Annotated in this window: 26 protein-coding genes; 13 read left to right on the forward strand and 13 right to left on the reverse strand. The window is 69.3% G+C overall.

Annotation, left to right across the window (positions count from 1 at the left end; translation table 11 throughout):
- Nucleotides 1-26: 26 nt before the first annotated feature.
- Nucleotides 27-632, forward strand: coding sequence for a hypothetical protein (locus tag IPM43_09715; GenBank protein QQS23710.1), 606 nt, complete (start codon nucleotides 27-29; stop codon nucleotides 630-632).
- Here IPM43_09715 and IPM43_09720 read toward each other — a convergent pair.
- Nucleotides 629-1,912 (reverse strand): hypothetical protein, encoded by a 1,284-nt coding sequence (locus IPM43_09720; GenBank protein ID QQS23711.1) that lies wholly within the window; start codon nucleotides 1,910-1,912, stop codon nucleotides 629-631. The two genes, IPM43_09715 and IPM43_09720, sit on opposite strands and share 4 nt — an antisense overlap.
- Before the next feature lie 84 nt (nucleotides 1,913-1,996).
- Here IPM43_09720 and IPM43_09725 point away from each other — a divergent pair, with 84 nt between their 5' ends.
- Nucleotides 1,997-2,425, forward strand: coding sequence for a MarR family transcriptional regulator (locus IPM43_09725; protein ID QQS23712.1), 429 nt, complete (start codon nucleotides 1,997-1,999; stop codon nucleotides 2,423-2,425).
- 29 nt (nucleotides 2,426-2,454) lie between these two features.
- Here IPM43_09725 and IPM43_09730 read toward each other — a convergent pair whose 3' ends face one another.
- Nucleotides 2,455-2,943 carry a nuclear transport factor 2 family protein gene (locus tag IPM43_09730; GenBank protein QQS23713.1) on the reverse strand — a complete coding sequence of 163 codons (489 nt, stop codon included), beginning with the start codon at nucleotides 2,941-2,943 and terminating at the stop codon, nucleotides 2,455-2,457.
- A 153-nt stretch (nucleotides 2,944-3,096) separates the two neighbouring features.
- On the opposite strand from IPM43_09730, the gene IPM43_09735 reads away from it, so the two are divergent.
- A complete protein-coding gene (locus tag IPM43_09735) occupies nucleotides 3,097-4,263 on the forward strand; it encodes a glycosyltransferase family 1 protein (protein QQS23714.1) in 1,167 nt (388 codons plus the stop codon).
- A 14-nt stretch (nucleotides 4,264-4,277) separates the two neighbouring features.
- On the opposite strand, the gene IPM43_09740 is transcribed toward IPM43_09735, so the two are convergent.
- The gene (locus IPM43_09740) at nucleotides 4,278-4,685 is read right to left on the reverse strand and encodes a RidA family protein (protein ID QQS23715.1); all 408 of its coding nucleotides are present in this window, start codon (nucleotides 4,683-4,685) and stop codon (nucleotides 4,278-4,280) included.
- A 59-nt stretch (nucleotides 4,686-4,744) separates the two neighbouring features.
- On the opposite strand from IPM43_09740, the gene IPM43_09745 reads away from it, so the two are divergent.
- A complete protein-coding gene (locus IPM43_09745) occupies nucleotides 4,745-5,365 on the forward strand; it encodes a TetR/AcrR family transcriptional regulator (protein QQS23716.1) in 621 nt (206 codons plus the stop codon).
- A gap of 1 nt (nucleotide 5,366) precedes the next feature.
- Here the strand turns inward: IPM43_09745 and IPM43_09750 are convergent, their stop codons facing one another.
- Together IPM43_09750 and IPM43_09755 are read right to left on the reverse strand one after the other, a co-directional pair.
- A complete protein-coding gene (locus IPM43_09750) occupies nucleotides 5,367-6,044 on the reverse strand; it encodes a GAP family protein (GenBank protein QQS23717.1) in 678 nt (225 codons plus the stop codon).
- 1 nt (nucleotide 6,045) lies between these two features.
- Complete coding sequence (locus IPM43_09755; GenBank protein QQS23718.1) at nucleotides 6,046-7,935, reverse strand: MBL fold metallo-hydrolase; 1,890 nt, start codon at nucleotides 7,933-7,935, stop codon at nucleotides 6,046-6,048.
- A 43-nt stretch (nucleotides 7,936-7,978) separates the two neighbouring features.
- Here IPM43_09755 and IPM43_09760 point away from each other — a divergent pair, with 43 nt between their 5' ends.
- Complete coding sequence (locus tag IPM43_09760) at nucleotides 7,979-9,220, forward strand: TetR/AcrR family transcriptional regulator (protein ID QQS23719.1); 1,242 nt, start codon at nucleotides 7,979-7,981, stop codon at nucleotides 9,218-9,220.
- A gap of 14 nt (nucleotides 9,221-9,234) precedes the next feature.
- On the opposite strand, the gene IPM43_09765 is transcribed toward IPM43_09760, so the two are convergent.
- Both IPM43_09765 and IPM43_09770 read right to left on the reverse strand, forming a co-directional pair.
- The gene (locus IPM43_09765; protein ID QQS23720.1) at nucleotides 9,235-9,375 is read right to left on the reverse strand and encodes a hypothetical protein; all 141 of its coding nucleotides are present in this window, start codon (nucleotides 9,373-9,375) and stop codon (nucleotides 9,235-9,237) included.
- Nucleotides 9,376-9,539: 164 nt separating this feature from the next.
- On the reverse strand, nucleotides 9,540-9,806 hold the full coding sequence (locus tag IPM43_09770; protein ID QQS23721.1) for a hypothetical protein: 267 nt from the start codon (nucleotides 9,804-9,806) through the stop codon (nucleotides 9,540-9,542).
- Nucleotides 9,807-9,901: 95 nt separating this feature from the next.
- Here IPM43_09770 and IPM43_09775 point away from each other — a divergent pair, with 95 nt between their 5' ends.
- Together IPM43_09775 and IPM43_09780 are read left to right on the forward strand one after the other, a co-directional pair.
- Entirely contained in the window at nucleotides 9,902-12,895 is a 2,994-nt protein-coding gene (locus tag IPM43_09775) for a winged helix-turn-helix domain-containing protein (GenBank protein ID QQS23722.1), read from the forward strand.
- 103 nt (nucleotides 12,896-12,998) lie between these two features.
- Nucleotides 12,999-15,236 carry an MMPL family transporter gene (locus tag IPM43_09780; protein QQS23723.1) on the forward strand — a complete coding sequence of 746 codons (2,238 nt, stop codon included), beginning with the start codon at nucleotides 12,999-13,001 and terminating at the stop codon, nucleotides 15,234-15,236.
- 63 nt (nucleotides 15,237-15,299) lie between these two features.
- On the opposite strand, the gene IPM43_09785 is transcribed toward IPM43_09780, so the two are convergent.
- Nucleotides 15,300-15,701 (reverse strand): DUF1801 domain-containing protein, encoded by a 402-nt coding sequence (locus IPM43_09785; protein ID QQS23724.1) that lies wholly within the window; start codon nucleotides 15,699-15,701, stop codon nucleotides 15,300-15,302.
- 61 nt (nucleotides 15,702-15,762) lie between these two features.
- Here IPM43_09785 and IPM43_09790 point away from each other — a divergent pair, with 61 nt between their 5' ends.
- The gene (locus tag IPM43_09790) at nucleotides 15,763-17,298 is read left to right on the forward strand and encodes a hypothetical protein (GenBank protein ID QQS23725.1); all 1,536 of its coding nucleotides are present in this window, start codon (nucleotides 15,763-15,765) and stop codon (nucleotides 17,296-17,298) included.
- A 28-nt stretch (nucleotides 17,299-17,326) separates the two neighbouring features.
- On the opposite strand, the gene IPM43_09795 is transcribed toward IPM43_09790, so the two are convergent.
- From IPM43_09795 to IPM43_09805, 3 genes are read right to left on the reverse strand one after another with little or no spacing between them, the layout of a single operon-like run.
- The gene (locus tag IPM43_09795; protein QQS23726.1) at nucleotides 17,327-18,817 is read right to left on the reverse strand and encodes a glycoside hydrolase family 130 protein; all 1,491 of its coding nucleotides are present in this window, start codon (nucleotides 18,815-18,817) and stop codon (nucleotides 17,327-17,329) included.
- On the reverse strand, nucleotides 18,814-19,827 hold the full coding sequence (locus IPM43_09800; protein QQS23727.1) for a glycosyltransferase: 1,014 nt from the start codon (nucleotides 19,825-19,827) through the stop codon (nucleotides 18,814-18,816). The genes IPM43_09795 and IPM43_09800 overlap by 4 nt, the downstream gene beginning before the upstream one ends.
- A complete protein-coding gene (locus IPM43_09805; protein ID QQS23728.1) occupies nucleotides 19,824-20,990 on the reverse strand; it encodes a glycosyltransferase in 1,167 nt (388 codons plus the stop codon). Before IPM43_09805 ends, IPM43_09800 begins: the two co-directional genes overlap by 4 nt.
- A gap of 251 nt (nucleotides 20,991-21,241) precedes the next feature.
- Between IPM43_09805 and IPM43_09810 the strand changes: the two genes are divergently transcribed.
- Nucleotides 21,242-21,691 (forward strand): hemerythrin domain-containing protein, encoded by a 450-nt coding sequence (locus tag IPM43_09810; protein ID QQS26417.1) that lies wholly within the window; start codon nucleotides 21,242-21,244, stop codon nucleotides 21,689-21,691.
- Nucleotides 21,692-21,787: 96 nt separating this feature from the next.
- On the opposite strand, the gene IPM43_09815 is transcribed toward IPM43_09810, so the two are convergent.
- Entirely contained in the window at nucleotides 21,788-22,210 is a 423-nt protein-coding gene (locus IPM43_09815) for a PPOX class F420-dependent oxidoreductase (protein ID QQS23729.1), read from the reverse strand.
- A gap of 110 nt (nucleotides 22,211-22,320) precedes the next feature.
- On the opposite strand from IPM43_09815, the gene IPM43_09820 reads away from it, so the two are divergent.
- Entirely contained in the window at nucleotides 22,321-23,406 is a 1,086-nt protein-coding gene (locus IPM43_09820; protein ID QQS23730.1) for a DUF1214 domain-containing protein, read from the forward strand.
- 100 nt (nucleotides 23,407-23,506) lie between these two features.
- Here the strand turns inward: IPM43_09820 and IPM43_09825 are convergent, their stop codons facing one another.
- Complete coding sequence (locus IPM43_09825; GenBank protein QQS23731.1) at nucleotides 23,507-24,223, reverse strand: hypothetical protein; 717 nt, start codon at nucleotides 24,221-24,223, stop codon at nucleotides 23,507-23,509.
- A gap of 315 nt (nucleotides 24,224-24,538) precedes the next feature.
- Between IPM43_09825 and IPM43_09830 the strand changes: the two genes are divergently transcribed.
- The 3 genes from IPM43_09830 to IPM43_09840 all read left to right on the forward strand — a co-directional run bounded on the left by IPM43_09830 (nucleotide 24,539) and on the right by IPM43_09840 (nucleotide 26,521).
- The gene (locus IPM43_09830; GenBank protein ID QQS23732.1) at nucleotides 24,539-25,009 is read left to right on the forward strand and encodes a DUF1801 domain-containing protein; all 471 of its coding nucleotides are present in this window, start codon (nucleotides 24,539-24,541) and stop codon (nucleotides 25,007-25,009) included.
- The gene (locus IPM43_09835; protein QQS23733.1) at nucleotides 25,006-25,449 is read left to right on the forward strand and encodes a hypothetical protein; all 444 of its coding nucleotides are present in this window, start codon (nucleotides 25,006-25,008) and stop codon (nucleotides 25,447-25,449) included. The genes IPM43_09830 and IPM43_09835 overlap by 4 nt, the downstream gene beginning before the upstream one ends.
- A gap of 166 nt (nucleotides 25,450-25,615) precedes the next feature.
- Entirely contained in the window at nucleotides 25,616-26,521 is a 906-nt protein-coding gene (locus tag IPM43_09840; GenBank protein ID QQS23734.1) for a hypothetical protein, read from the forward strand.
- Nucleotides 26,522-26,558 lie beyond the last annotated feature (37 nt).

Here is a 26,558-nt window from a genome sequence, read left to right on the forward strand (position 1 = left end):
AACGGTGGCGCCCGACGATGACGTGCATGACATCCAACACAGCGCCACACACCCATCACCTCGCCACCGATCACGCCGGCACGCTCCACACGGGCACGGCGGACGACACCACCGCTACTCGCCGGCGAACGGGACTTGCCTGGACCGTGGGCGGGGCACTCTGGATTGCCGCCGGGCTGCTCTATGCAGAGAGCGGCTGGAGGTTCCGGGCCAGCTCGGCCGTTTGGCTGGCCGCCGACGTCGTTCTCGCCGCTGGCCTCGTCGGCCTGATGGTCCTGCGGCCGCACGGGCCAAGTCGCGGAGCTGCGGTGGCACTCATCGCAGCACTCGCCGCCCGGGTGCTCTTCGCCGCTGCCGAGGTCAGCGGACTCGTCACCGGAACCGAGAACGACATCCTCCTTCCGATGGCTGCGCTGCTCACCGCGCTGTCGAGCATCGCTTACGGCGCATTCGCGCGACTTGCCGACCGGCGACTGCGCGTCGCGAGCATCGTCATGGGCCTGTACTTCTTCGCCGTCATGTTGCCGTTCGCAATCATCGGCGAGCTGAACTCGCTCGCGATCGGCGGATGGGGAATCCCTGCCGCACTCATCGGCCTGGCGATCAGCCGCGGCACCGCCCCGCGCGACTAGATGCGGACCCCAGCCTCGGCCAGCCGGGAGAGGATGGCGTCGGCGGCACCTGCGGCGCCATCGACGCCGTCGTAGTGCGTCGAAGCCGCCTGCGCGGCAGTGGCGAAGGCTGGTTCGTCGAGCAGGCGTCGGATGGCCGTGCCCAGTTCGGGTGTGGTGGCTCGGCTCGGACTGATGCGTATGGCCATGCCGAGCCGTTCTGCCACCGCCACGTTGAGCTCTTGCTCGCCATGCAGCGGCAGGCCGACGAACGGGGTGCCCGACGCGAGGGCGGTCTGGACGCTGCCCTGGCCTCCCAATATGACGGCTGCGGCGACCCTGGGCATGACCATGTGGTTGGGCACGACGCCCGTCACCAGCGTCCGGTCGTCGCCGAGGTCGTCCACCTGGTGCACGGTGCTACCGACCAGCAGCTTCGTGCCGGCGGTGCGGGCTGCCGCCACCAACTCGCGCAGGAACGCCTCCTCGACGCTGGTCGGTGCGAGGTACACGACGGGTTCGTCACCCTCGAGAAAGGCGTCGACCTCCGCGGGCACGGGCATGTCGAGGTGGGCGAACAACGGCCCGGTGAGCCGGAAGGTCGTCCCCGAACGCAGCCGGAAGGGCCGGCGCGGTCGCCATTGCTCGACCTGGTCGGCTGACAGCCCGAGCACCTCGGCTGTCTCGGTGACCAGCGTGAGGTCCCCGCACATGAGGCCGAGCATCCCGGGAATGCGCTCGACGCCCAGCGCGTCGGCATGCGCGTTGAACTGAGCTGTGACCTTGCGCATCAGCGCCGGGATCCGGTTGACGAGACGCCGCTGGACGAACGCCGGGAGCTTCGCGAGCTGAGGCACGGGCGGGTTGACCGGCACGGGGCACAGCCCGTGGGCCAGCACAGGAGGCACGAAGGAGCCGCCGTGATCGGTTGCCAGAGGGATGCCGGCGACGCGCGTCGACAAGTGGGCGGACAGCGTGAAGCCCGTCACGGCGAGCTTGGCCCCGACCTCTTCGAACAGCGCCACCTCGGCGGCCACGGCGCGGTTCAGCTCGTCGTCGCCGAACATCGGCTCGGCCCCGTCCATCGCCGACAGCGCCCGGACGAACTGCGCGAACGAGGCCGGGTCCATGGCGGGCTCTAGCGCTCGCATCGGGAACCCGGCGTCGGTGACGAGGTGGGCGTACGTTCCGCCGCGCGCTGCGAACAGCACAGGCGCGCCCCGAGCGACCAGTGCTCGAGCGATCTCGATGGAACGCGAGACCTCGGACAGGAATCCGCAGTGCGGCAGCAGGACGATCACGATCTACCCCCTCCTCACCCCAAACAAGGCAATATATTACCTATCTTGGACGAGTTGCCGCGATCTCTCGGGAGTACGACCTCGGTGCAGCTGTTCCGCCTGTTGCTCGTGATGGGCAACCAGGTGCGCAGCCGGATGGACGCCCGGCTGGCGCCGCTGGGTCTCACCACCCAGCAGGCAGCCGCCCTAACCATCGTCGACCAGAGCGATCCACCGCCCACGCTCGGATCCATCGCGCGCGCAATGGGCTCGAGTCACCAGAACGTGCGCCAGATCGTCGCCGCGCTCGAACGGAAGGGGCTGGTCGACGTCCACGTCGACGCGGATGACCGGCGCGCCCGACGAGTCACCGCCACCCCAGCGGTCGCCGAGCTCTTTCGACCGCGAGACGACGGGGACCAGGCCGAGGTCGCCCGGTGGTTCTCCGTGCTATCCGACGAGGAGCAGGCGCTCGCGGTGACATTGCTGAGCCGCGTCCATCGTCACCTCGTCGCCGATCCCACGACCACCTGAGGTCGTGTTCGGACGTCGGCCCGTCGGCCTCATCGACCCGCGTTGATCTGCTCGAGCGCGGCCATCATCTGCTGGCGCACCGCGTCCACCGCCTGCATCGGCCGGACCATCACCTTGAAGTCGACGATGAGCCCATCGTCGTTGCAGGTGATCATGTCGACCCCGTTGACGTACTTGCCGGCCATCACGGTCTCGAACTCCAAGATGGCATCGCGATCACCCAGGACGGAGCGGATGTAGCGGAACCGCCCGTCCCACTTCTCGCCCGAGGGATGCTTGAACGACCGGGGCTCGTCGGCGGTGGAGCCGTCGCCCACGAAGGTCATCGATGCCCCGGTGAGGTACATGACGACGAGGTCCTTGCCGTGCTGCGGCGCGAACAGCACCGGTGAGTGAAGCACTGCGTCGTCGGCGATCACTCGCTCGAGAGCGGACCGGTCGCCGCTGAGGAACTCGTGCCAGACGGTGAGGCATCGCCCCAAGGGCGTGTCGGGCGAGGTGGGGATGTCGATCTTCATGGCGTTGGCCTCCTCCGTGAGCGGGGTTGGCGGCAGTTCCCCTCTCGTTTGCTCCATCATGCAACCGGCCAGCGGCGCCGCTGTAACCCCTCGGTCACCTCCGGCCTTCGCGCAGCGTTGCGCCGCGAGCGTGCAGGGTGCACGCTGGCGAAGATGCAGCCTCCGCTACGGGTCCTGTGCACGAGCACCGGCGGCGCGGGGCACGTCCATGCCCTGTCGCCCGTCGCGCTGGCGCTGCGAGAGCGGGGCCACGACGTGCGGTGGGCGGTCTCCGCCGATGGCGGCGAGGCGGTCGGGGCGATGGGGTTCGAGTGGTCCGCCGCCGGCCTGACCACCGCGGCTCGCCGCGAGGCGGTTACCCCTGCGTTGGGCGGGATCATGGAGCTGCCGATGGGCGAACGGCGAGGGCCGCTGTTCGCGGCGATGTTCGCTCGGGCGGCGGGACCGGTGATGCAGCGAGACCTGACGCCGATCATCGACCGCGTCCGACCCGACGTGGTGCTGCGCGAGACGGCCGAGCTCGCCGCCGCGCCGATGGCGGCCGCTCGCGGCATACCGCTCGTCACGGTGGCCTTCAGCGGTGTGCTTCCCCAAGGCGCCAATGCCCAGCTGATGGACGACCTGCGACCGCTGTGGCACGCCGAGGGGCTCGGCGACCCGTCGTGGGCCGACGTGTACGGGCAGCTGTACCTCCACCCGTTCCCCGTCTCGTTCGGTCAGCGTCCCGACTCGCCAGTCGTTCGTCCGATCCGTCCCGATCGGGGTGCGCCCAGCCCGGAGCCGGCCGCCTGGGTGGCGGCGCTCGGCGTCGAGCGGCCCTTCGTTTACGTGACATCGGGGACCGAGCGCGCATCGGTCACCTTCCCCTGGCGGGAGCTGTTCGCAGCGTTGGACGCAATCGACGTGGACGCCGTCGCCACCATCGGGACGCACGTCGACCCGGAGGCACTGGGCGCCGTGCCGGGCAACGTGCGTGTCGAGCGCTTCGTCCCGCAAGCCGACCTGCTGCGGCGGGCCAGCGCGGTGGTCTCCCACGGCGGCGCCGGCACCGTCCTTGGCGCCGCGGCGCACGGGCGGCCGCAACTGGTCGTGCCGCTGTTCGCCGATCAATGGGAGAACGGTGTCGCCGTCGACTCCGCCGGCTGCGGCATGGTCCTCGAACCGGGCGGACGCAGCGCCGCCGACTTCGAACGGTCGATGTCTACGGTGCTCGCCGGATCGTCACACCGTGACGCCGCAACTCGGGTCGCCGGAGAGATCGCCGCGATGCCGACAGCGAGCGATCTGGTCCCGGAGATCGAGGCACTCGTCGCCAGCTGATCGTTCGAGGCCGGTCAGGCAAGTACGGCCGTCGCCTCGATCTCGATCAGGAGATCGGGTTCACCGAGGGCGGCGACGCCGATCAGGGTGATGGGCCTCAGTGGGTCGACGTTCCCGCCGGCGGCGGCCCGGAACGCCCCCTCGCCGAGCGCCGCCATCTTGTCCGGCGACCAGTCGACGACGTACACGTTCAACTTGGCGATGTCGGAGAACTGACCACCGGCTGCTTCGACGGCGATGGCGACGTTCTTGAACGCCTGCTCGGTCTGTGCGGCGAGGTCGCCTTCGCCGACAGGTTGACCGTCGGCATCGCGGGCCACCTGACCGGCGATGAATACGAGTCGCGAGCCGGTCGCAACCGCGATCTGACGGTACATATCGGGCTTCACGAGCCCCTCCGGGTTCATCACTTCAACGGCCATCTCTTCGTCCTCCTCGGGTCTTGGTGCCCGTAACATAGCAACGCTATACTACGAACGCAATGCCCAGACCGCCGTCTCCCGAAGTCCGCTCGCAGCTCATCGATCGCGCCGCAGCGATGCTGGCGCGGCGAGAGCCCATCACGCTGCGTTCGCTGGTGGCCGGTACTGGCGTCTCGACGATGGCCGTGTACACCTACTTCGACGGGATGCCGGGCCTCTGGGGCGCGGTTCGTCAGGAGGGGTTCCGTCGGCTCGGCGAACGGGCGAGATCCGTCGCCCCCGGGAAGGACTCTGTCCGCCGCCTTGCCGCGCTCGGCGTCGCCTACGTGGACAACGCCCTGTCGAATCCAAACCTCTACCGCGTGATGTTCGACGCTGCATTCGATCTGCCGGACCCCGACGCCGCGAACGAGACCTTCGGACACCTCGTGGCGGAAGCTGCGCGGTCAGTCGATGTGGGACGCTTCAAGGACGGCCAGGATCCGACCGACATCGCCCTTCGGTTCTGGGCGAGCGGGCACGGCATCGTGTCGCTCGCCGTGACCGGAGTGCTGAGCGTCGCGGACCTGCGACGACATGCACCGGCCATGGCCGTCGCGCTGTTCGTCGATGCCGGGGACAACCCTGCCTCGGCCCGCCGGTCGGTGAACGCCGCGTGGCGCGGCGGCATCAGCGGCTGATTCAGTTGGTGAGGTCGAGGCCGGAGCCGAGCATCTTGGCGGCGAGGACCGTGAACAGCACGATCATGATCGTCGAGTTGTTGGCGAGCAGCCAGTTCTTGAGATCGTCGAGCGGTTGGCGGGTGCGGTCGCCGAGGAGCAGCACCGCGCCGACAGGGATCAGCACGGTGGCCGAGGCGACGAGGCTGAAGATGACGATGGCAGTCAGGCCTAGTCCTGTCGACGCACCTGTCTGAGCGATCGCGAGCCCGCCGCTGATCGCGAGTGGCAGGTTCTTGGGATTGGCCGCGGCGGCGGCGAAGGCGAGACCGAAGACCTTCCAGGTGGGCATCGAGTCCATGGCGCCGAAGATCTTGGGAGGGGTGGATTCGACGCCTGGCCTCGGACGTTGGCGCCACTGCCGTACAGCAAGCGCCGCGAAAAGCAGACCGAGCACCACCTGAAGGGCGTTTCCTCCATCGGCTGCGCCGGTGTCACCGGCGACGTCGGCGCCGTCGGCGAGGGCGAACGCCGCCGCCGCGACCGCGAGTACGCCCAACGTCCATCCGCCGGCGAACGCAACGCCGTTGCCGCGTGCCCGAGCCGAAACCAGTACCAGGATCAGTAGGACGACGGGGATGGGGCTGACGGCGATGCCGATCGCCTGCGGCAGCGCCTCGCCGACGGCGGTCCAGAGCATCTCAGGGAGTGACGATCGCGAAGTTCGGGTCGACCGGCGCGAGGAGGGCGACGAGCCGGCCGAGATCCGCGGGGTCGCCGTCGCATACGACGGTGCCGTCGGCCAAGGCCGCGCCGAGGTCCAACATGCCGGTGACGAGCCCGATCAGCGCTCTCCGGGTGAGGGTGAACGTGGTGGTGCCGGGCTTGGCGGCGTTGGCTCGGCGCTGGTTGAGGGTGCCATTGCGGAGCTCGATGATGTGAGTGGTGTCTTCGTCGGTGACGACCCATGACAGCACGATGTGCTCGTTCCAGGCCCGAGGTCCGTCGATGCGGATGCCGATGCTGCCGAAGACCTGGTCGACGGTCAGCGCGCCCATGATGTCGGGTGCGGCCGCGCTGGTGGGGGTGCCGAACTGGCCATGGCGGAGCTCGTGGGCGCCGGACAGGAAGGCGTTGCGCCAGGTGCCGTTCTCCGCGCCGAACCCGATCTGCTCGAGGGTCTCCGCCTGCAAATTCCGTGCTTCGGCATGGGACTCGTCGGCGAAGATCACGTGGTTGAGGACCTCGGCCGCCCACCGGTAGTCGCCTTCGTCGAAGGCCCGGCGCGCGAGCGCAACAGCGGCATCGGCTCCGCCCATGGCGGCGACGTAGCGACGAGCGGCCTCGACCGGCGGGTGCGGCCAGAGGGTCGACGGGTTGGCGTTGTACCAGCCCATGTAGCGCTGGTAGACGGCCTTGACGTTGTGGCTGATCGAGCCGTAGTAGCCGTGGGTGTGCCAGGCGGCTTCCATCGCCGGGGGCACTTCGAGCATCTCGGCGATCTCGGCGCCGATGTACCCCTGGTTCATCAGGCGCAGTGTCTGGTCGTGCACGTACGAGTACATGTCGCGCTGCATCTCGAGGAACTCGACAGCGCGCTCGCGTCCCCAGGTGGGCCAGTGGTGCGACGCGAACACGACTTCGAGGTCGTCTCCCCACAGGTCGACGGTCTCGGTGAGGTAGGCGGCCCATGCGCGGGCGTCGCGCACCTCGGCGCCGCGGATGGTGAGGATGTTGTGCAGCGTGTGCGACGTGTTCTCCGCGGTGCACAACGCCTTGAAGCCCGGGAAGTAGAAGTTCATCTCCGCCGGCGCCTCGGTGCCTGGGGTCACCTGGAACACGATGCGCACGCCGTCGATGGTGAGCTCTTGGCCGGTGGTGCCGATGTCGACCGTCGGCGGGATGAGCGTGGGCTCACCGGTGGAGGTGGTCTGGCCGAGGCCGGCGCCGATCTGGCCGGCGGGGCCCTTGTCGAGCGCGGCGCCGTACATGTAGCCAGCGCGGCGCGCCATGGCGGTACCGGCGAACACGTTCTCGGACACCGCGTAATCCATGAACCCCTCGGGGGCGATCACCTGGGTGCGGCCCGACTCCACGTCGTCGTCGGTGAGGATGCCCTTCACGCCACCGAAGTGGTCGATGTGGGAGTGGCTGTAGATCATGGCGACGACGGGGCGCTGGCCGCGGTTGGCGGTGTAGAGCTCGAACGCCGCAGCCGCGGTCTCCTTGCTGATCAACGGGTCGACGACGATCACACCGGTTTCGCCTTCGATGACGCTCATCACCGACAGGTCGTACCCACGCAGCTGATAGATGCCGGGCACCACCTCGAACAGGCCGTCCTTGATCAGCAGCTGGCCCTGGCGCCACAGGCTCGGGTTGGTCGTGTCCGGTGCCGGTCCTTCGAGGAAGCGGTAGGCGTCGAGGTCCCACACCACGCGGCCCTCGGCGTTGCGGACCTGGCGGGTCTCGCTGCGGGCCACGAACCCCCGCTCGGCATCTTCGAAGTCCTGGGTGTCACCCATCGGCAGGTGTTGCGCGAACGTGGCAATGGCGGCGCGGGTCGCATCGGTGGCTTGGCTCTGGCTCATGTCGGCGCTCCTGCATCTGGGACGGGTACCATCGTGTAACCGAATGACTACAGTATCAGCACCTACAACGCGGAAGTCGTTCGTCGCAGCGGCCCGAGCGCTGTTGGCGGGTTCCGGGCCCCACGGAGTGTCGCTCCGCGAGGTGGCGTCCGCCAGCGACCGCAGTCACACCCTGGTTGCGCGGTACTTCGGGTCCAAGGCTGGTCTGATCGACGCCGTGGTCGACAGCCTGGCCGCCGAGATGACCGAGGCTCTCGACATCGGTCCGAGATCTGGCGCGGATCCGGTGGCCGTGCTCCTCGAGCGTGCACACGCGAACCGCGTCAGCGTGCAGCTCCTCATCCGTTGCGGGCTCGGCGAGCTGCCGGGCGAACCTCTCGCCGCTGACGACGGACCGTTGCGGCGGCTGGTCGAGGCGCTGGGCGCAACCCCGACCTCGGCCACCAGACGCCGCCCGCAACGGCCGGATCTGTGCGCGTACGCGGCCGCGAGCCTCGTGCTGGGCTGGCTCACCTTCGACGGGTTCATCAGCGAGGCGGCCCGGCTGACGCCGATCTCGGCGACCCGGCGCGACGACGCGATCGCCATGGCGGCTCGCGCCGTGGCGGCGATGGCCACGGCGGATCATCCGGAACTCCGGTTACGTCTCCAGGCGGAGGACGCTGTCACGCGCCAATCCCGCGCGACGACACCCGAACCGGTCCGGCCCATCGATCCCCGCACCGCACTGATCGACTCGGCCATCGAGCTGTTCGCAGTCCGGGGACCCGCGGCGGTGACGACGCGCGAGATCGCCCGCCACGCGCACGTGAACCTCGGGCTGCAGCATCGCCACTTCGGCTCGAAGGCCGCGTTGATCGCCGAGGCCATCGAACAGGGGAGTATGCCGCTGTTCCCTGCCGCCCTCTCCGACGCCGGGTTCGACCTCGACACCGTCGTCCGCCAGGTCCGCCGCGAGTCCCTGGCCCCGCTGCTCATCGCCCGCATCCTCGTCGACGACTTCGAGATCACATCCGTGCGCGAGCAGTTCCCGATCGTGCGGCGATTGGTCGACGCCTACCCCACTGTGCCCACCGGCGCCGGTACCGGCGGGCTCGACGATCCGCGCCTGGCGGTGGCGGCTGTCGTCGCGCTCGTTCTCGGCTCCGCCATCTGGGACACACCGCTGCGTGCGGTCACCGGCATCGACCGGCGCGTCGACCTCGATCAGGCCGTGTCGGACATCGCTCGCGCCCTGCTCGACGCGCCGCATCCCGACCAACCTGTCGTGGGGCTTCGCCGATGAGGTAGCGCCCGCGCTCAACCGGAGCGTCTGGGTGCGCGTGCAGATGCGATCGAGTTGGCGACGATGCCGGCTCCGAGCATGGCGACGAGGCCCCAAACCCAGCTGCCGGTGGCGGCGAAGGCGATGGCGCCGCTGGTCAGCCCGAGGACGGTCATGCCAATGGTCCATCGAGTAGTTCGTGACACCTCAACCTCCTGTATCGCGTGGATAGAGGTCACCACCATCATCGGGTCTCGGGCAGAGTCTCAAGCAGGGTCCTTGGCCCCGTTCGGACAGTCCATCGGCATCCCGGACCGCCCCGAACCAGCTGCCCTCGGCGTCAGGCGTCTTGTGGCGCAAGGTGGGAAAGGAGCTCTGCATCGCTCGGGAACTCCTTCGCGTGCTCCAGCGCCAGTCCGCCGGCGCGAAGTGCTCGGCCCGTGACGGCGAGGGCGGCGATCTCGACGATTTGGCGCTCGCGGCGGGCGGTGGTGCGCGTTTGCCGTTGCGCCTCGGCGATGTGTCCTTGGGCGGCGGCGGTGTCGCCACGGTCGGCCGCCAACACGGCGTAGAGGGCGTGCTCGACGGCGCTCGTCCGGGTGTCCACATCGCCACCATCCACCAGCTGGCTGATCTGGGGCTGAGCTGTCACTGAAGCGCTTCGGAACGTCGGTGCTCGGGGCGCCGGTACCGTCAGCCCACATGTACATCGGGTTGCTCGGTGAACTCGAGGTGGTGCACGACGAGCGGCACGTCTTGGTGGCAGGTGCCAAGCTGCGCTCGCTCCTCACGATCCTGGCCCTGCACGTGGGCCGGGTGGTTCCCGCCGAGCACCTGGTCGAGGCGCTGTGGGGGGACAATCCGCCGGCCGAGGTGCGCAATGGCCTGCAGGGGTTGGTTTCGAAGCTTCGACGGGCGTTGGGGTCGGCCGACCTGGTCGTGATGCGCGGCGACGGCTACGTACTGGAGCTGACACCGGGCGACGTCGACATCGGGCGGTTCGAGCAGCTGGTTGCCGAAGGGCGGGCGCTCGCCGGCACCGGCGCTCTCGCTCCTGCGGCCGAACTGCTGGCCGAGGCCGACGCGATCTGGCGAGGCGATCCTCTCGCCGACTTCGCATACGAGATGTTCGCGTCGGCGCCGATCGCCCGGTTGTCCGAGCTGCGACTTGTGGCCGCCGAGGAACGGCTGGACCTCGAGCTCCAGCTCGGCCTTCACCACCGGGCCATCGTTCAGCTCGAGGAACTTGTCGCCGCCCACCCCCTTCGTGAGGCGCTGAGAGGGTTGCTGATGCTCGCGCTCTACCGCGGCGGGCGGCAGGCCGACGCCTTGCGCATCTTCCAGGAGGGCCGTCAGCTATTGGGTGAGGAACTCGGCCTGGAGCCGGGGCCCGAGCTGCGCCGACTGGAGTCGGCGATCCTCAACCACGACGCGACGCTGGCCGCACCTGCGCCGCCAGCTGCCGTTCAACGCCCGGTCGCCTCCTCCCGCTCCCCAGGCATCCCAGAGGCGCTGACACCCCTCGTCGGCCGCGACGCCGAGATGCGCGACCTCTCCGCCCTGTTCGTCGACCACCGGTTCGTCACCCTCGTCGGTCCCGGGGGAGTGGGCAAGACCCGCCTGGCGATCGAGGTCGGACGGGCCGAGGCAGAACGTCTGAGCTTCGGCGGACACCTGGTCGAGCTGGCTCCGGTCGGCGACCCGGCCGGCGTTCCCGCGGCGATCGCCTCGGCACTCGACCTCGCGGATCCGAACCGGCTTGCCGAGCTGATCGGTGAGCAGGATCGGTTGATCGTGCTCGACAACTGCGAGCACGTCATCACCGCCGCTGCTGCGGTGGTCGAACACTTGCTGAGCCGATGTCCCGGACTGCGTCTGCTCGCGACGAGCCGCGAGGGTTTGCGCGTCGGCGGTGAGACGATCTGGCCCGTGGCGCCGCTGGCAGCCGACGACGCGATCCGGCTCTTTCTGACTCGCGCTCAGGCGGCGGGGGCGCCGATCGAGCTCGCCGACGACGATCGCGAGGTCATCGCCGACATCTGCACCCAGCTCGATGGGCTGCCGCTCGCCATCGAACTGGCTGCGGCTCGCACCCGAGCGTTCCCGATCACCCAGATCGCCGCTCGACTCAACGACCGGTTCCGCCTGCTGACCGGTGGGTCGCGCACGGCCTTGCCGCGCCAGCAGACGCTGCGTGCCGTTGTCGACTGGAGCTACGACCTGCTCTTCGACGATGAACAGCGCATCTTCGAACGGCTGTCGGTGTTCCCCGGCGGTTGCGACCTCGACACCGCCGAACGGGTATGTGCCGACGACACCATCGCCGCCGACGACGTGGCCGATCACCTCCACGCTCTCGTGGAGAAGTCGTTGGTGCTGGCCGTCCCCGTCGATGGCGAGCTGCGGTTCACGCAGCTCCAGACGCTCGCTCAGTACGGCTTCGAACGGCTCACCGAACGAGGCGACGCAGTACGCATCCGCGACGCGATGGCCGCCCACTTCTCCCGGCTGTGCTCACAGAGCGCAGCCGCGTTCACCGGCGACCAGCAACGATGGTGGCTCACCGCGATGGACCGAAACCACGACAACCTCAGGGCTGCGCTCGACTGGGCCGTCGCCAACGACGACGCCGAGACCGCACTGATGATCGCTGGCGGCGCTGCATGGCCGCACTGGCTCACCGGCATGGTGGTCGAAGGGCGGCGCTGGATCGCCGACGCGTTCGCATGCCGGGGCCCGGTCGACGAGCGGACGCGCGCCTTGGCGCTGACAGGTCGCGGCCTGCTCGACTTCCTCGCCGGCGAGACCGAGCACTGCGACGACGACCTGGCGACAGCCCTCGAGATCTTCGAGCGTCACCACGACCGCGTATCGATGGCGTTGGCCCACTCCTTCTACGCCGAACAGCCAGTGGTGCTCGGCCGCCTCGCCGAGGCTCGCCGTCGGCGCTTGGCCGTACTCGACTTCTACGGCGCATCTCCCGACGGCGCCTTCGAGGTAGCGGCCCGTTCGTACTCGCTGGCGAAGCTGGCCATCATCGACGGCGACCTCGCCGCCGCCGAGCGCCACTACCGAGCAGCCACCGAAGGCTTCGGGCGGCTCGACCGGCCGGTCATGAACTCGATGTGCCTCGGCATGGTCGCCGACTTCGATGAGCGTGCCGGTGATTATCCCGCCGCCATCGAGCGGCTCGAGGCGGCGATCGAGACCAACGAGTCGCTGTTGGGCGGCTTCACCGGATCGCTCTCGGCGCACCTCGGATGGGTGCTTCTCCATGACGGTCAACGAGCACGAGCCAAGTCCGTGTTCGAGGGCGCGCTCGACACGGCCCGCCGGGTCAGTCACACGATGGTGCTGTTCCACGCACAGGCCGGACTGGCGGCGATCCATCGGCTCGACGGACGCAACGACGACGCCGTCACCTGCGCCTCCGAGGCGCTGGAGCTCTACCGGGCCGACGGATTCCGCCGGTTCCGAAACCGGGTCGACCCGTGGTACGACCTGCAAGCAGCCGCAGCGGTGTGCAACGAGGTGCTTGCCGTCACCTGGGCAGAGCGCGACGAGCCGGAACGAGCGGCGGAGCTGCTCGCGGACGCCGATCGCTTGCGAGTCGAGTCGGGCGTAGCGGTCCCGGCGTTCCTTGCCGACGACGTCGCCCGGGCCCGGGCGGCGGCGTCCGCTGCCCTTGAGTTCTGACGCCTGATCAGGGAAGTCAGCCCCAGCGCGGCCATAGATCAGCGCCCTCCTGGATGGTGAGGTCGCCCCCGGGATGAAGCGGGGCACAACCCAGGAGGATCCCGTGAGCGCATTTCTCTACAAACTCGGCCGTAACAGCGCGAGGCACCCATTTCGAGTGCTCGCCTTCTGGCTGCTGGCCGCCGTCGCCATCGTCGCCCTGCAAGGCAGCGCCGGCGGCGAGTTCGACAACAGCGAGCGTGTTCCCGGCGTGGAGTCACAGCACGCCGCCGATGTTCTGAACGACCGGTTCCCGAGCCAGGGTGGGCTGTCCGCCCGGATCGTGATCCACACCGACGACGGGCGGCTCGACGACTCCGACCACCGCGCCGCTGTCGAGCGGGTCCGCGCCCAGCTCGGCGCCGGAGCCGCCGTAGCCGCCGTCACAGACCCCTTCGCAGTCGATGCGGCGGCGCTCAGTGTCGACGGGCAGACCGGCTACCTCGATGTCACGTACGCGCTCGACAAGTTGACCACCGCCCAGCTCGACGACGCTCTCGCCGTCACCGACGCCGCGCAGGCCGAAGGCGTGCAGGTGGAGCTCACCGGATCGCTGGCACTGCTGGCGCAGGAGGCGCCGAGCAGCGAGCTGATCGGTGTCGGCGTCGCCATCATCGTGCTCTTGATCGCGTTCGGGTCGGTGGTGGCGACCGGGCTCCCGATCGCCACGGCACTGCTCGGCATCTTCGTCGGCGCCGCCGGCGTGGGCGTTCTCGCAGCGGTGATGGACATCCCGGAGTTCTCCCTGATCCTGTGCGCAATGATCGGCCTCGGTGTGGGTATCGACTACGCCCTGTTCATCGTCACCCGACACCGCCAACACCTGCACGAGGGGATGAGCGTCGAGGACGCCGCCGGCACCGCCGTCGCCACCGCCGGGCAGGCTGTGTTGTTCGCCGGCACCACCGTGGTGATCGCCATCCTCGGTCTGTTCCTCGCCGGGCTCCCCGCCATCAGCGGCATGGGCGCCGCCGTGGCCCTCGTGGTGACCGTCTCGATGCTGGCCGCTGTCACGCTGCTGCCCGGCCTACTCGGCCTGGCCGGATCGAAGATCGACAAGCTCTCGATCCATCGCCGGACCCACGTCGTGAAGCCCGCCCACGAGGCCGTCGCCGGTCGATGGGCGAACCACGTCGGTCGCCACCCGGTGCGGTATGCGATCGTCGGCCTCGGTGCCCTGTGCGCCATCTCGTTGCCTGCACTCAGCATGCGCATCGGCGTGCCCGACGACGGCAACGCCCCAGCCCACACGACCCAGCGGGTCGCCTTCGACCAGCTCGCCGACGGATTCGGGCCCGGGTTCAACGGCCCGATCCTGGTCGTCGTCGAACTTCCCGCAGGCGCCGACGCAGCGACCGTCGGTCGCATCCACGACGCCGTCCAGGCTGACCCGGGGATCGCAGCGGTCACCGCTCCGGTGCTCAACGCCGCCGGCGACACCGCCGTGTTCACGGCCAACCCGACCACGGCACCGCAGGCGGCAGCCACCGACCAACTCGTGCGCCACCTCCGCGCCGAGGTGCTGCCGGGCGCTGTCGAAGGTACCGATGTACGGGTGTCGCTGACCGGCCGGGCGATGCTGACCGATCTGAGCGATCGCATCACGGACCGGCTCCCGCTGTTCATCGCCGCCGTCGTGGCGATGTCGTTCCTCCTGCTGATGATCGTGTTCCGCTCGATCCTCGTGCCGCTCAAGGCCGCCATCATGAACCTGCTTTCGATCACTGCGGCCTACGGTGTGCTCGTCGCCGTCTTCCAGTGGGGGTGGGGCAAGGGTCTGATCGGCCTGCACGACACAATGCCGATCAATCCGTTCCTGCCGCTGATCATGTTCGCCATCCTGTTCGGGCTCTCGATGGACTACGAGGTGTTCCTGTTGTCCCGGGTGCGTGAGGAGTACGTGAAGAGCGGCGACAACCACGACGCCGTCGTGCGTGGCCTGTCCGGCACCGCCCGGGTGATCACCTCGGCAGCGCTGATCATGATCAGCGTGTTCGGCGCCTTCGTGCTCAGCGACGACCCGAACGGCAAGCTGTTCGGTGTCGGCCTCGCCGCCGCCGTGCTGATCGACGCCACGCTCGTGCGGATGATCCTGGTACCGGCGACCATGAGCCTGCTGGGCAAGGCCAACTGGTGGCTCCCCGGCTGGCTCGACCGGGTTCTCCCGCACCTCGACCTCGAGGGCGCCCCCGGCGAACCCGGCACGCCCGGCACGCCCGGCGCACCCGACGCACCCGGCGATGGTGCTCCCGACGATGGGGCTCGCGAGCCCCAGCGCGAGCGGGAGCTGACGGCGGTCTGATCAAGGTGGCTGCCCACGAGATTGCACGTCAGGCCCGGTCCGAGCGACCGGGCCTGACGTGCGTCAACTGCTCTCCCACGCCTTGCGGACGAGCCGTTCAAGTACCTGCTGATCGATCTGGTCGAGTCGCTTCACGTAGACGCAGCCCTTCCCGGTCGTGTGAGGACCCAGCTCCGCCAGCAGCGGATCCGGAGCCGCATCGCCGTTGTGGATCCCGTAGATCGTCAGCGCAGCCTTCCTCGGCGAGAACCCGACGACGAACCACTCGTTGGCTCGCGGGGCGTTCGAGTACGGCCGGCTGCCGAAGCCGACCATCGAGGGACCCCACATCGCCGCCGGCTCACTCGTGACCCGCTCGAACAGTGAGCGCAGGGCGTGGCCTTCCGCGCGTCGACGGTCGGCGGGCACCGAATCGAGGAACGCGGTGACGTTCGCACCGGTCGGATGGGTCTTGATCGGGGCCATCTGCACACTGTTGCACCGATCGCCGCGCTGCTGAACGGAGCCGTGCACCGAGCGGGGTACTGTGGCGCCGCTGCCCGGGGGCTGGCAGTGGTGGTTGGGAGGCTCGAGCACGGTGGAGCAGTTGCTGCTGCCTCGACGGCTCGTCGTGACGTCGGTCGCGGCGGTCGTCGTTCCGATCGTGCTCGTCTGCGCGATCAAACTGCTCGAACCGATCACCGGCGATCAGGCGCTGCAGATCGAGATCGCCCGCCGCATCCGCGACGGCGAGGTGTTGTACCGCGACGTCTGGGACATCCGCCAACCGTTCAACGTGTGGTGGTACGCGGGTGTCGGCAGGCTGTTCGGCGACGGTGAGGTCGGCCTCCGGCTCGGCGAGATGCTCTGGTTCGCCGTGCTCGGTGGACTGGTGAGCTACGACACGTTGCGCCGCACCGGCGACCGGCGCCAGGCGATCGTCACCGGCCTCGTCTCGACCGGCGCGATCGTCGCACTCCTGCGACCCAACGACGTCGCCTCCCCGGAAACACTCGTGTTGCTTCCCCTCTACCTCGGCTATCGGACCGTCGCGCGACGCGAGGGGCTCGAACTGCGCACCGCCGATCTGTTCGTGCTCGGCGCGATCGCCGGCGTCGTCGCGATGTTCAAGCTCCCGTACGCGCCGATCGTCGTCGGCTTCGTGCTGGTCCACATGGTGATGGCCTCCACCGACAATCGCTGGCGCGACGCACGGCTCGTGCGCAGCGCGCTCGTGGTCCTCGGCGGTTTCGCCGTCGTCGTGGCACCGGTGATCGTCTACTTCGCTGCCCATGACACGCTGCGCTGGACGCTCCACACCTGGTTCGAGGTCGGTCCGGCGATGCGTCGCAACTCGCCGCCGCCGTTCGAGCGGCTCATGCGCAGCGTCGGCAGCCTCGTCGTCACGGCGGTTCCGCTTCTCGCCGTTGCGGTCGTCGTCGACGCGTTCCGCTCGCGTGCTCGCCTGCGGCAGATGCCCGCCGTTCTGGCGATCACTTGGCTGGTGATCGGGCTGCCCGCTGTGCTCGTCCAGCAATGGTGGGCGTACCAGTTCCTCTTGCTTGTCTTCCCGCTCGGTCTGCTAGCTGCCCCCGCCGTGACCGAGCTCAGCCGGGCGAGCCGTGCCGTCGGCATCGCCGTGGCGACGATCGGGCTGGTGCTCGTCGCGGTCGGCAGCCGGAACCTCACGCGCGCGGTCCTCGATCACGGCCTCGACCGCGAGGCCATCCAACACGAGATGAACCCTGTCTATGGCGCTCGTGAACAGTTCACGGCCTTCTTCGCCGAACCAGAGCGCGTCCCCGGCGCGGTCTACGGCTTGACCGATCCGACGGTGCTGCTCGACGTCGATCGTGCCGACACGATCTCGATCAACGGTTGGTCACCCGAGTTCTACGACGAAACAGCGTGGCAACGCCTCGCGCGCGAGCTGGAGGACGAGCGTCCCGCGTACGTGCTGGTCGACGGGTTCAGCGCCGTCCACCTCGAGGATCGCGCGAGCGGGATCGTCACGCTGCTGCAGGTCGAGTACCGCGAGATCGTCAGCCCGGTGGCGTGGATCACTGTCTACGAGCTCCGGTGACGCCTCGGTGCGGCGACCCGCGCCGAGGTCAGCCCTCGCGCGTTTGGTCGAGCTCGGCGAGCAGGTCGGACATCGCCATCGTGGCGATGCCGATCGAGGCGTCGCCGATTCCGTAGGGCAGCACGAGCGTGTCGGCGTGCACGAGCGCGCCGCAGGAGTACACGACGTTCGGCACGTAGCCGTTCTGCTCGTCGCGCTCGGGTTCGAGGAGTGGTTGTCGTAGCCGGCTCACGACGACGGTGGGATCGTCCAGATCGAGAAGCAGCGCGCCGATGCTGTAGGTGCGCATCGGGCCGACCCCATGGGTGAGCACGAGCCATCCCGCGTCGGTCTCGATCGGCGACCCGCAGTTGCCGAGCTGGAGCACGTCCCACGCCCGGGTCGGTACCTGGACAGGGGCGGCGCGCGGCCACCGCCGGAGGTTGTCCGAGAACGTCACCGAGTTGGACTCACGGTCCCATCGCGAAAGCGCGGCGAAGCGGCCGTGAACCGGTCGCGGGAAGAGAGCGATTCCCTTGTTGGCCGCTCCGTCACCGACCAGGGGCACGGAGGTGAAGGTGCTGAAGTCGGTGGTCTCCAGCAGCTGTTGGCTGATGCGGAAGCCGTCGTAGGCGGTGTAGGTCGCGTAGTGCGAGACACGCCCGTCGTCGTGGGTGAACCGCACGAAGCGGGCGTCCTCCATCCCGTGGCACTCTGCACTCATCGACGGCCGCAGGACCCGTTCACCGAACGACGTGTCGGCAGGGAACTCGACGCCGTACGTCCGCTCGGCGATTGCGCGGATCACCTCGATCGTCCGCTCGGCATGTCGGCGTGTCGTGAGGTTCGCCTGCAGCTCGAGCAGCCGCGCGTCGAGGTCCGCCGGCGAGAAAGTGGTGCCGAGCGAGTCGAGGACGAAGTCGGCGTTCTCCCCGCGGCTGCCGAGCCGGTGAAGCTCGCTCCGGAAGGTGGCGGCGTCCAGCGCGACAGCTCGTGACGCCCCGGCGACCGCGAATCGCGGCGGAGGATCGAAGCTCGCTTGCCCGGTGGCGTCGATCGTGCCCGTCCGGAAACCGATGGAAGACCGATGGCCCTCGCCGACGGCGCGGACGCTCATCACGAACCGCAGGCTCCCACCCGGTACTCCCGACTGGTCCGGATGGGCGACCATGCTGGGGTTGCACAGAGCTGCGCCCTCGATGGCGTACTCGCTGGTGAACGTCGCGCCGAGCAGCAACCGCCGTTCGTCGGACAGCTCGCAGCCCGGTGCAAGCCGGTCGGCGACGGCCGCCGCGTGGCGTTCGAAGGTTGCGAGCAGATCGCGGTGCCGTCCGCCGAAGTCGGTCACGACCTGGTCGAGCGTCGAGCCGACCTCTTCGTCGTCGAGGGCGAGCAGCCGCGCGATCACCGTCGCGGTGCGCGAGTCCTGGTGGTCGAAGCCCTCCTGGCCCGGAACGAACATCTGCGTGATCACCCGAGAACGATCCGGCTCCAGTCGCGTCGTCGCGCGCCGAACGGCGAGCCCACCGGTCTTGCTCATGCCGGGACCAGGTGGCGCGCGTGTTGCAGCGTGGCGAGCAGGGCCAGCGTCGACTCGGCGCCCTGGTTGCGGTTCGGACCTCCCGCCTGGAGACCGTCGAAGCCGCCGCCGGTGGCCGGATCCCACATCACGTGGGAGCCGTCGTTGTCGCCCAGGAACCAGGCAACCGCAAGCGCGACGCCACCGGCCCAGCAGGAGGCACCGTCGACGCCGGCGGCCCGGGCGCAGGCATCGGCGAGGGCCGCCACCTCGATCGGCTGCTGGTCGAAGGACGGGCGGATTGCCCCGGGCCCGCTGCCTCCCGCCGGCGTGACCGAGAGGTGCCCATCGGTCGTTTCGTGTTCGAGCAGCCAGCCGAGAAGATCGAGGCCCTGACGCAGTAGCAGCGGTCGGTCGAGCAGCGTGCCGGCGGCGATCATGGCCTCGGGGATGACGGCGTTCGCATAGGCCAATGCCCGCTCCGGCCACGGCCACAGCGTGTTGTCGTCGAGGGCCGCCAGCATGTCTCCCGCCGCGGCGAGTAGCGCCCGCGCCTCGCGATGGTCGGGCTTCGCCGCCAGCAGTTCGGCGGCACCGATGGCGGCGAAGGCCATCGCCCGCGGCCACGGCGAGCGTCGTCGCGCCGCCCGCTCGAACCGGGCCAGGGCCACCTGGCGCACCCCGTCGCCCTCCGCGTGCGCCGCGGCCGAACCGAGCGCCCAGACGCTACGCCCCCAGCAGTCCTCGAATGTCGGGCGATCTTCCCAACGACCGTGCTCGCTCATCCGGTTGCGGTAGCCGCCGTCGGGGCCTTCGGCGTCACCGAGAAAGCGCAAGCCGAGCTCGACCAGGTCTCGGATCGCACGGCCGGGGTTCGGCTCGCGAGTCGCCACGACCAGGACGCGTGCCATGTCGTCGGTGCAGTAGCCGTGCTCGCGTCGCGGTTCGGCCAACTTCGCATGTTCGAACGTGCCGCGCCCGTCGGTCATGTGGAGCAAGTGGTCGAACCGAGGGTTGGGCGCAGCGGTCATACCATCGCCGTCTGGTCCAGGAGCAGCCGCTCCGCAAGCTGGAGGTACGCGCTGGCCACGACCGTCCATCCGAGGCTCGGAGCAAGTCGTCTCGCTTCCGCCGCCATCCGAGACGCCTGAACCGGATCGGTGAGGAGTCGGATCAGCGCGTCCAACATGGCGTCAGGGTCATCGTGATCCACGACGATCCCCGCGCCGCTCGCGAGCATCTCGACGGCATGCGGGAACGCGGTGGCGATCACGGGCCGTCCTGCGGCGATGGCGTCGACGAGCACACCCGACGTGGCCTGGTCGCGTGAGTCGTAGGGGAGGACGACGGCGGTGCAGGACTGGATCATCGCCGTGAGGGTCGGTACGTCGCGGTACTCCGCGTCGAACTCGACCGAGGCGGCGACGCCGTTGCGCCAGGCCTGCTCGATGCGAGCGTTCCGGTAGGCCTCACCGTCGGCCGCGAGCACCTTCGGATGGGTGCTGCCGGCAACGAGGTAACGAGGCCGCGCCGCGAGCTGCTGAAGGTGGGTCATGGCATCGATCACCCGCTCGATCCCCTTGCCCGGGCCGACCAACCCCCAGGTGAGCAACGTCGGCCGCTTCTGCTCGGAGCCGCTGTCCCGCGGCGGCGGGACGACGGCGCCGTGGGGGATGCAGTCGATTCGTTCGGGTTCGACCGCGAAGCCGCCGCGGAGCCGATCCCGTGCTGCTTCGGACATGACGACGACACGATCGGCGAGTGCCGCCACGTCGACGAGCACAGACCGCTGATGTGGGGTCGGCGCGGACAGGACCGTGTGGGCGATCACGATGGAAGGGATGTGGAGGGAGCCGAGGATCGCGACGACCTCGTCGCCGTCGGCGCCGCCGTAGACGCCGTACTCGTGCTGGACGATCGCGACGTCACATTCGTTCAGCAGGTCGGCAGCAGCGGCGACGGAGGCAGGCCGACCGTTGTCGAGCTCACCGACCACGAGACGAGACGCCGTCGGTGATCCGTCGGAGACTCGAACCACGCGTACCCGAGCACCCTGAGCTCCGAGTCCGTCGGCGAGCGCGGCACTGAAGGTCGCGAGCCCGCAGGCAGTCGGTGGGAAGGTGCTGAGGATCCCGACGGTAAGGGGCGCTGGGACGCCGAGATCCCAAGGGGACACGAACGGATCTAGGGGCACTGCACTCCTTCGAGGTCGCTCGGTCGAGGCGTCGGACCTGCACGGAGCGACAACGGTGCCAAACGGCCGTCCTGCCCAAGCGAGGCGACTCTCCCAAGGAGATGAACAGCCAGCCTACCGGCGCACGGATGCCGCCGGTCCTTCACGACCGTGGGCGTCCGGCCTGCGACTGAAGGCGTGACAGGATTCGGATGCGCGCCGCGGCCACAGCAGGCCGAGTCGGCTGGAGCATCAGGGAGTCGAGCAACGAGATGACGATCTTCGACGACTTACGAGCGAGCCATGAGGTGCAGCGTTCGCTGGCCCGCACGATGACCCACGGTCGGGCCTCGGCCGAGAACCGCCGCGCCGCTTTCCTCGCGCTCGCCCACGAGCTCGACGCGCACGCAACGGCCGAGGAACGCCACTTCTATGTGCCGCTGCTGATGGACGACGCCGGGCTGTCGGTGAGCCGCCACGCGCTCGCCGATCATCACAAGGCCGAGAAGTTGGCCGAGCAGCTGCGCGGCGTCGATCCGACGACCGATCACTTCGCCGAGGTCGCGAAGCAGCTCGCCACCGAGGTCCGCGACCACTTGGACGAGGAAGAGCACGGGACGTTCCAGCTCGCCGGGAAGCTGCTGTCGAAGACCCGCCAACAGCAGCTGGCGCGCGAGTACCGAGCCGAGTACGCGAAGCGCGGCGGCCCCCACACGCTCTAACGCCGCCCAGCATTCTCGGTCGGATCCGTCGCGCTATGTGTCACAAATCCGACCGAGAACGCGAGGGGGGGACGCGTGGCGGGCGGGGGGCGGCGCTCAGTCGGCCCAGGGGCCGACACCGCCGATGCGGTCGGCGGTGATGTGGATGACGTGCCCGGCGGGCGGGTTGTCGAAGGGCGGGAACTTCACGCCCGGGCCGACGTAGATCTCGGCCAGGCGCTGCAGCAGTTCCGGCGCGCCGCCCTCGACCAGCCTCGCGGTGCCGTGCACGACCAGGTAGTTCGTCATGCCCACCGGGTTGGCGCCTTCGGCCTCGACGGTGAGCGCGACGCGCGGGTCACGGGCGATGTTGGTCACCTTGCGGCCGCTCATCAGGTGTCCGACGACGATGTCTTCGCCGTCGAGGCCGATCCACACCACGCTGGCCTGTGGGCTGCCGTCGGGATTGATCGTGTTCAGGTGGCCCAGGCGGCCCGCGGTGAGAGCCTGGCGCACCTCGTCGGTGAGCGCGGTCGTCATGGCTCCGACTCTGGCATAGCCAGAACGGCCTGTCCGGCGGCCTATGCTCTTTGACCCCCCGAGCCGTCCCCCTCCTGCCTTCTTCTGCGCCCCTAGGTGGTGCCTGCGCCGTGACCGAACCTGCCGAGATCCCGTTCGATGCCGCGTCCGCCGACCCGGTCGCCGACCTGGCCGGCGGGCTCGAGCAAGCCCGTGCAGCGGTGGCCGCCGAGGTCGCGGGTCGTGGCCCCCTGGAGGCCGAGCGCGCCCTCTACTTCTTGCTGTCGGCGTACGACCTCGCGACCGAGATGTGGTTCCAGAAGGGCGACCCGACGACACCGCAGCTCACCAACTGGGAGCAGCCGTGGCGCAAGTACGGCGGTGACAACCCGACCACCACCTACCTGAGTGCCGCCGTCTCACCTCGGCACCGCTACCGGTTGCAGGGCCTGGTCGGCGACGCCGTCTACGCCGGGGTGCAGGTGTACACGCGTGGCCCGGGGTACAACGCGCCGTCGGGGAACATCTCGGATCGCCAACTCGTCGACGCGGCGGGTGCCATCGACCTGCTGATCGGTGGCGACGATCCCGGCGACGGGCGGCCCTGGCTGCCGCTCACGGCCGACGACTACTTGGTCATGCTCCGGCTCTACTTCGAGCATCCAGTCCTCGGGGACGCGGGCTTCTCGATGGAGCGCATCGACGAGACGCCCGGCGCGGCGCCGTCGTTGACCGAGCGAGCCCGCACCGCGCACGCGTTCTTCGTCGACGAGGTGCGCTCGACGATGAGCGTCACCGACGTGCTGCGCCAGGCCGGTGTCAACGCTTATCCGCCACCGGATGCCCCGGTGCACATGCCCCGCTACACGGGCGCGCTGTTCCCGACCATCGACAACGCCTACGACGGGTTCTTCGTCGACCTCGCACCGGGCCAGGCCCTGCGCCTGGTCGGCCGACTTCCCGAAGCCCGCTTCTCGTCGTTCGTGTTCTACGACCGGTGGTTCAACACCCCCGACTTCGCTACCCATCGGTGCTACCTGACGGGCAACGATGTGCAGCTCGCCCGAGACGGGACCTACGAGTTGTTGCTCGGACCCACCGACCCCGGCCATCCGAACTGGATCGACACGGCCGGCCTCCTCCAGGGGATCTTCGCCATTCGCTGCCTACTGCCCGAGCAGCGCCGCCTGCCCGAAGCCTCGGTCATCACCCTCTAGCCATCCGGCGCCCCGCCGCGTTCGCGTTCTCGGTCGGATCAGTCGCGCTATGTGTCACAAATCCGACCGAGAACGCGGGGGCGCGCACCGCGGGCTGCGCTCAGGCGAGGGCGGTGCGGGCGAGCAGGTCGGTCGGGACGAACGCCGCCCGGCTGCGGGTCCACGGTTGACCTGATTCGGGGTCGTACTCGGAGGGGAGCTCGGCTCCTTCTGGGACCGCCGCTGTCATCGCGGCCGCCTCAGCTGTCATCACGCAGCGGACGGCATGGTCGGCGAAGCAGAGCACGCCTGCTTGCCCCACGGTCAACCCCGCGTCGGCGGCCAGCTGGAGGCCCTTCACCGCGACCCCGGCCGTGCTGAGGTACGTGACCGTTCCGTCGGCGGCGACGTCGGGCTCGACCGAGATCACACCCTCGACGCCCATGTCGGCGAGTAGCTGCGCCACCTCCCACTGGGCGATGACCGGGACTGGGTGCGTCTCGACGAACTCGGCGGCGATGCGGGCGAGGGCCTCGTTGACGGGTCCGGGCGCGAGCGCGTCAGGAGGAGGCACGGCTCCCCAGGTGTCGAACCCCTCCGCCAGCGCCTCGTCCGTGAAGCGGTATCCGAAGGAGAAGACCCACAGCGTGTCGACGTCTGCGTCGGGCACGGTCGCTGGGGTGTAGGAGAGCAGCGGGCTGTTCACGATGTCGCCCTCGGCGGACTGCTCGATGATCGCGATCGTGGCGTCGTCGAACGAAGCGACTACAGAGGCCGCCAGGTCGGCGTCGGCCAACTCGTCGCTCAGACGCTGGATGAGGGCGGCGCGGGGCTCCATCGGTGCGGGTGTGGTCGTCGGTGCGTTCGTCGTTGGGGCTGCGGCCGTCGTGGGGGCGGCCGTCGTCGGGGCGGCCGTCGAACTGGTTGGCTCGGGCGCCGAGGTGCTGGTGGCGTCGGTGGCGGGTGCCACCGGTGCCGCGCTGGTTGGGGGAGGAGTCGTCGCGTCGTCGCCGCTGCACCCCATCATCGCCAGGATGGCTGCCGATGCGGCGAGATGGGTCAGAGGTCGACGCACGTGTACTCCTGCTGCTTGGGTGGCTGAACGAACATACTTGGGGCGACAACCACCTCCGCCAGATCGGAGCTCACGAAGATGGTTGAGAAGAAGTCCAACAAGTCGGCGACGCGTGCGAAGAAGGCTGCCGGCAAGCGGGCCGACCCCCAGCCGGTCCTCCTCGCCGGCGGTAACCCTCAGATCCCGAAGGGTTACGGAGACGCTCCGGTGCAGGCCTATCTCGACGCGATGCCGGATTGGAAGCAAGACGTCGGCCGGCAGATCGACGCGCTCGTGGTGCGCGCCGTCCCGAACGTGTACAAGGCGGTGAAGTGGAACTCGCCCCTGTACGGCATCGAAGGCGACGGCTGGTTCCTCTCTTTCCACTGCTTCACCAAGTACGTCAAGGTCTCGTTCTTCCGCGGCACCTCGCTGGACCCGATCCCGCCTGGTGAGTCGAAGACGCTCGAGACCCGCTACCTCGACATCCACGAGGACGAACCGATCGACGAAGCTCAGTTCACCGTTTGGGTGAAGCAAGCCAGCCAACTGCCAGGAGAACGCATGTGATCCGCACACCGCGACCCGCCCCTGCCCGCAGAGCCATCCGCCCTCGCTCCGCCGCCGTCCTGCTCGTTCTGGCGGCGTCGCTGGCCGCCTGCTCGTCCGACGACTCCTCCACGGAGGCGACCTCATCGACCTCGTCCGAGGCGTCGACTCCCACCGAGCCGACCGACTCGACCTTGACCTCGACGGAGCCGACCGGGTCGACGACTGCGACCGAGCCGACCGACACGACGGAGTCGGCCACTACGACCGAGGCGGCCACGACGACCACCGCGGCGCCGCTGGGTGATCCCGAGGGCACCGATCCGCTGCCCGCGCTTCCCGACGAAGTGGCGTTGCCGATCGTGTTCGTGCACGGCTTCGCCGGCTCGGCCCAGCAGTACGAGTCACAAGCGATGCGCTTCGTCGCCAACGGGTATCCGCAGGAGCGGATTCGCCTATGACCACGACGGGGCCGGACTCGACATCGACGCCTACGTCGCCGGTCTGGTCGAAGTCGTAGACGAGGCCCTGGCCACCTTCGACGTCGAGCAGATCTACCTCGTCGGCCACTCCCGGGGGACCCGCGTCTCCAGCACGTTCCTCGAAGATCCCACCGGAGCGGCCAAGGTGGCGAAGTACGTCGCCATCGACGGCCAGCCCTGTCCGGCCGTCCCGGTTCCCTGTACGGCCCCCACCCAGGCGCTGTTCCCCGGCCAGTCACATGTCGAGGTGGCCACCTCGAAGGAGTCCTTCGCCATGCAGTACGAGTTCCTCGTCGGCGAAGCGCCCGAACTCGTCGACATCGTGAACCAGCGCGAGCCGGTGGTGATCTCGGGGCGCGCGGTCAACTTCCCCGCCAACACCGGCCGCGAGGCCGACCTAGCCATCTGGGCGGTCGACGCGGCCAGCGGGGCGCGCATCGGCGACGAACCTCTCGCCACCTTCGAGCTCGGTCCCGACGGCCAGTTCGGCCCGGTGCAGCTCGAGACCGGGGCCCACTACGAGTACGCCCTCACCTCCGACGCATCGCCCTTTACGCACCACCTCTACCTGCAGCCCTACGTGCGCAGCAGCCACCTGGTCCGCCTGCTGTCCTCGCCGCCCGACGGCCCTACCCGGCTGAACACCAACGTCGGCGCTGGGCACACCGCGCTGGTCGTCAGCCGCATGCGCGAGTGGCACGCCGAGGGTGACGCCGACGTGCTGTCGATCAGCGTCGACGGGGGCGAGCCCGTGAACGCGATCACCGACTTCGTCGGCAACTTCGGGATCGGGCTCCACATCCACGACGACGCCGCCACCCCGGGAGAGACCTCGCTCGCGCCGTTGCCCTACTTCTCCGAGCAGCCCTTCCAGACCGGGATCGACGTGTACATGCCGTCCTCACCCGACGGCAGCGGCACGATCACGATCACGAACCTGCCGCGCGGCGACGCCAGCCACCCGCAGACGCTCAACGTGCCCCGCTGGCCCTCCGCCGAGAACGCGGTCAGCGCCGTCTTCACCGACTGGGAGGTCGATCCCCCGGCCTAAGTCGCCCCGCGGCAAGGCACGCCCGTCGCCCACCCCT

Source organism: Actinomycetota bacterium, assembly GCA_016700055.1.
In the GTDB taxonomy this organism is placed as follows: Bacteria; Actinomycetota; Acidimicrobiia; order Acidimicrobiales; family Ilumatobacteraceae; genus Kalu-18.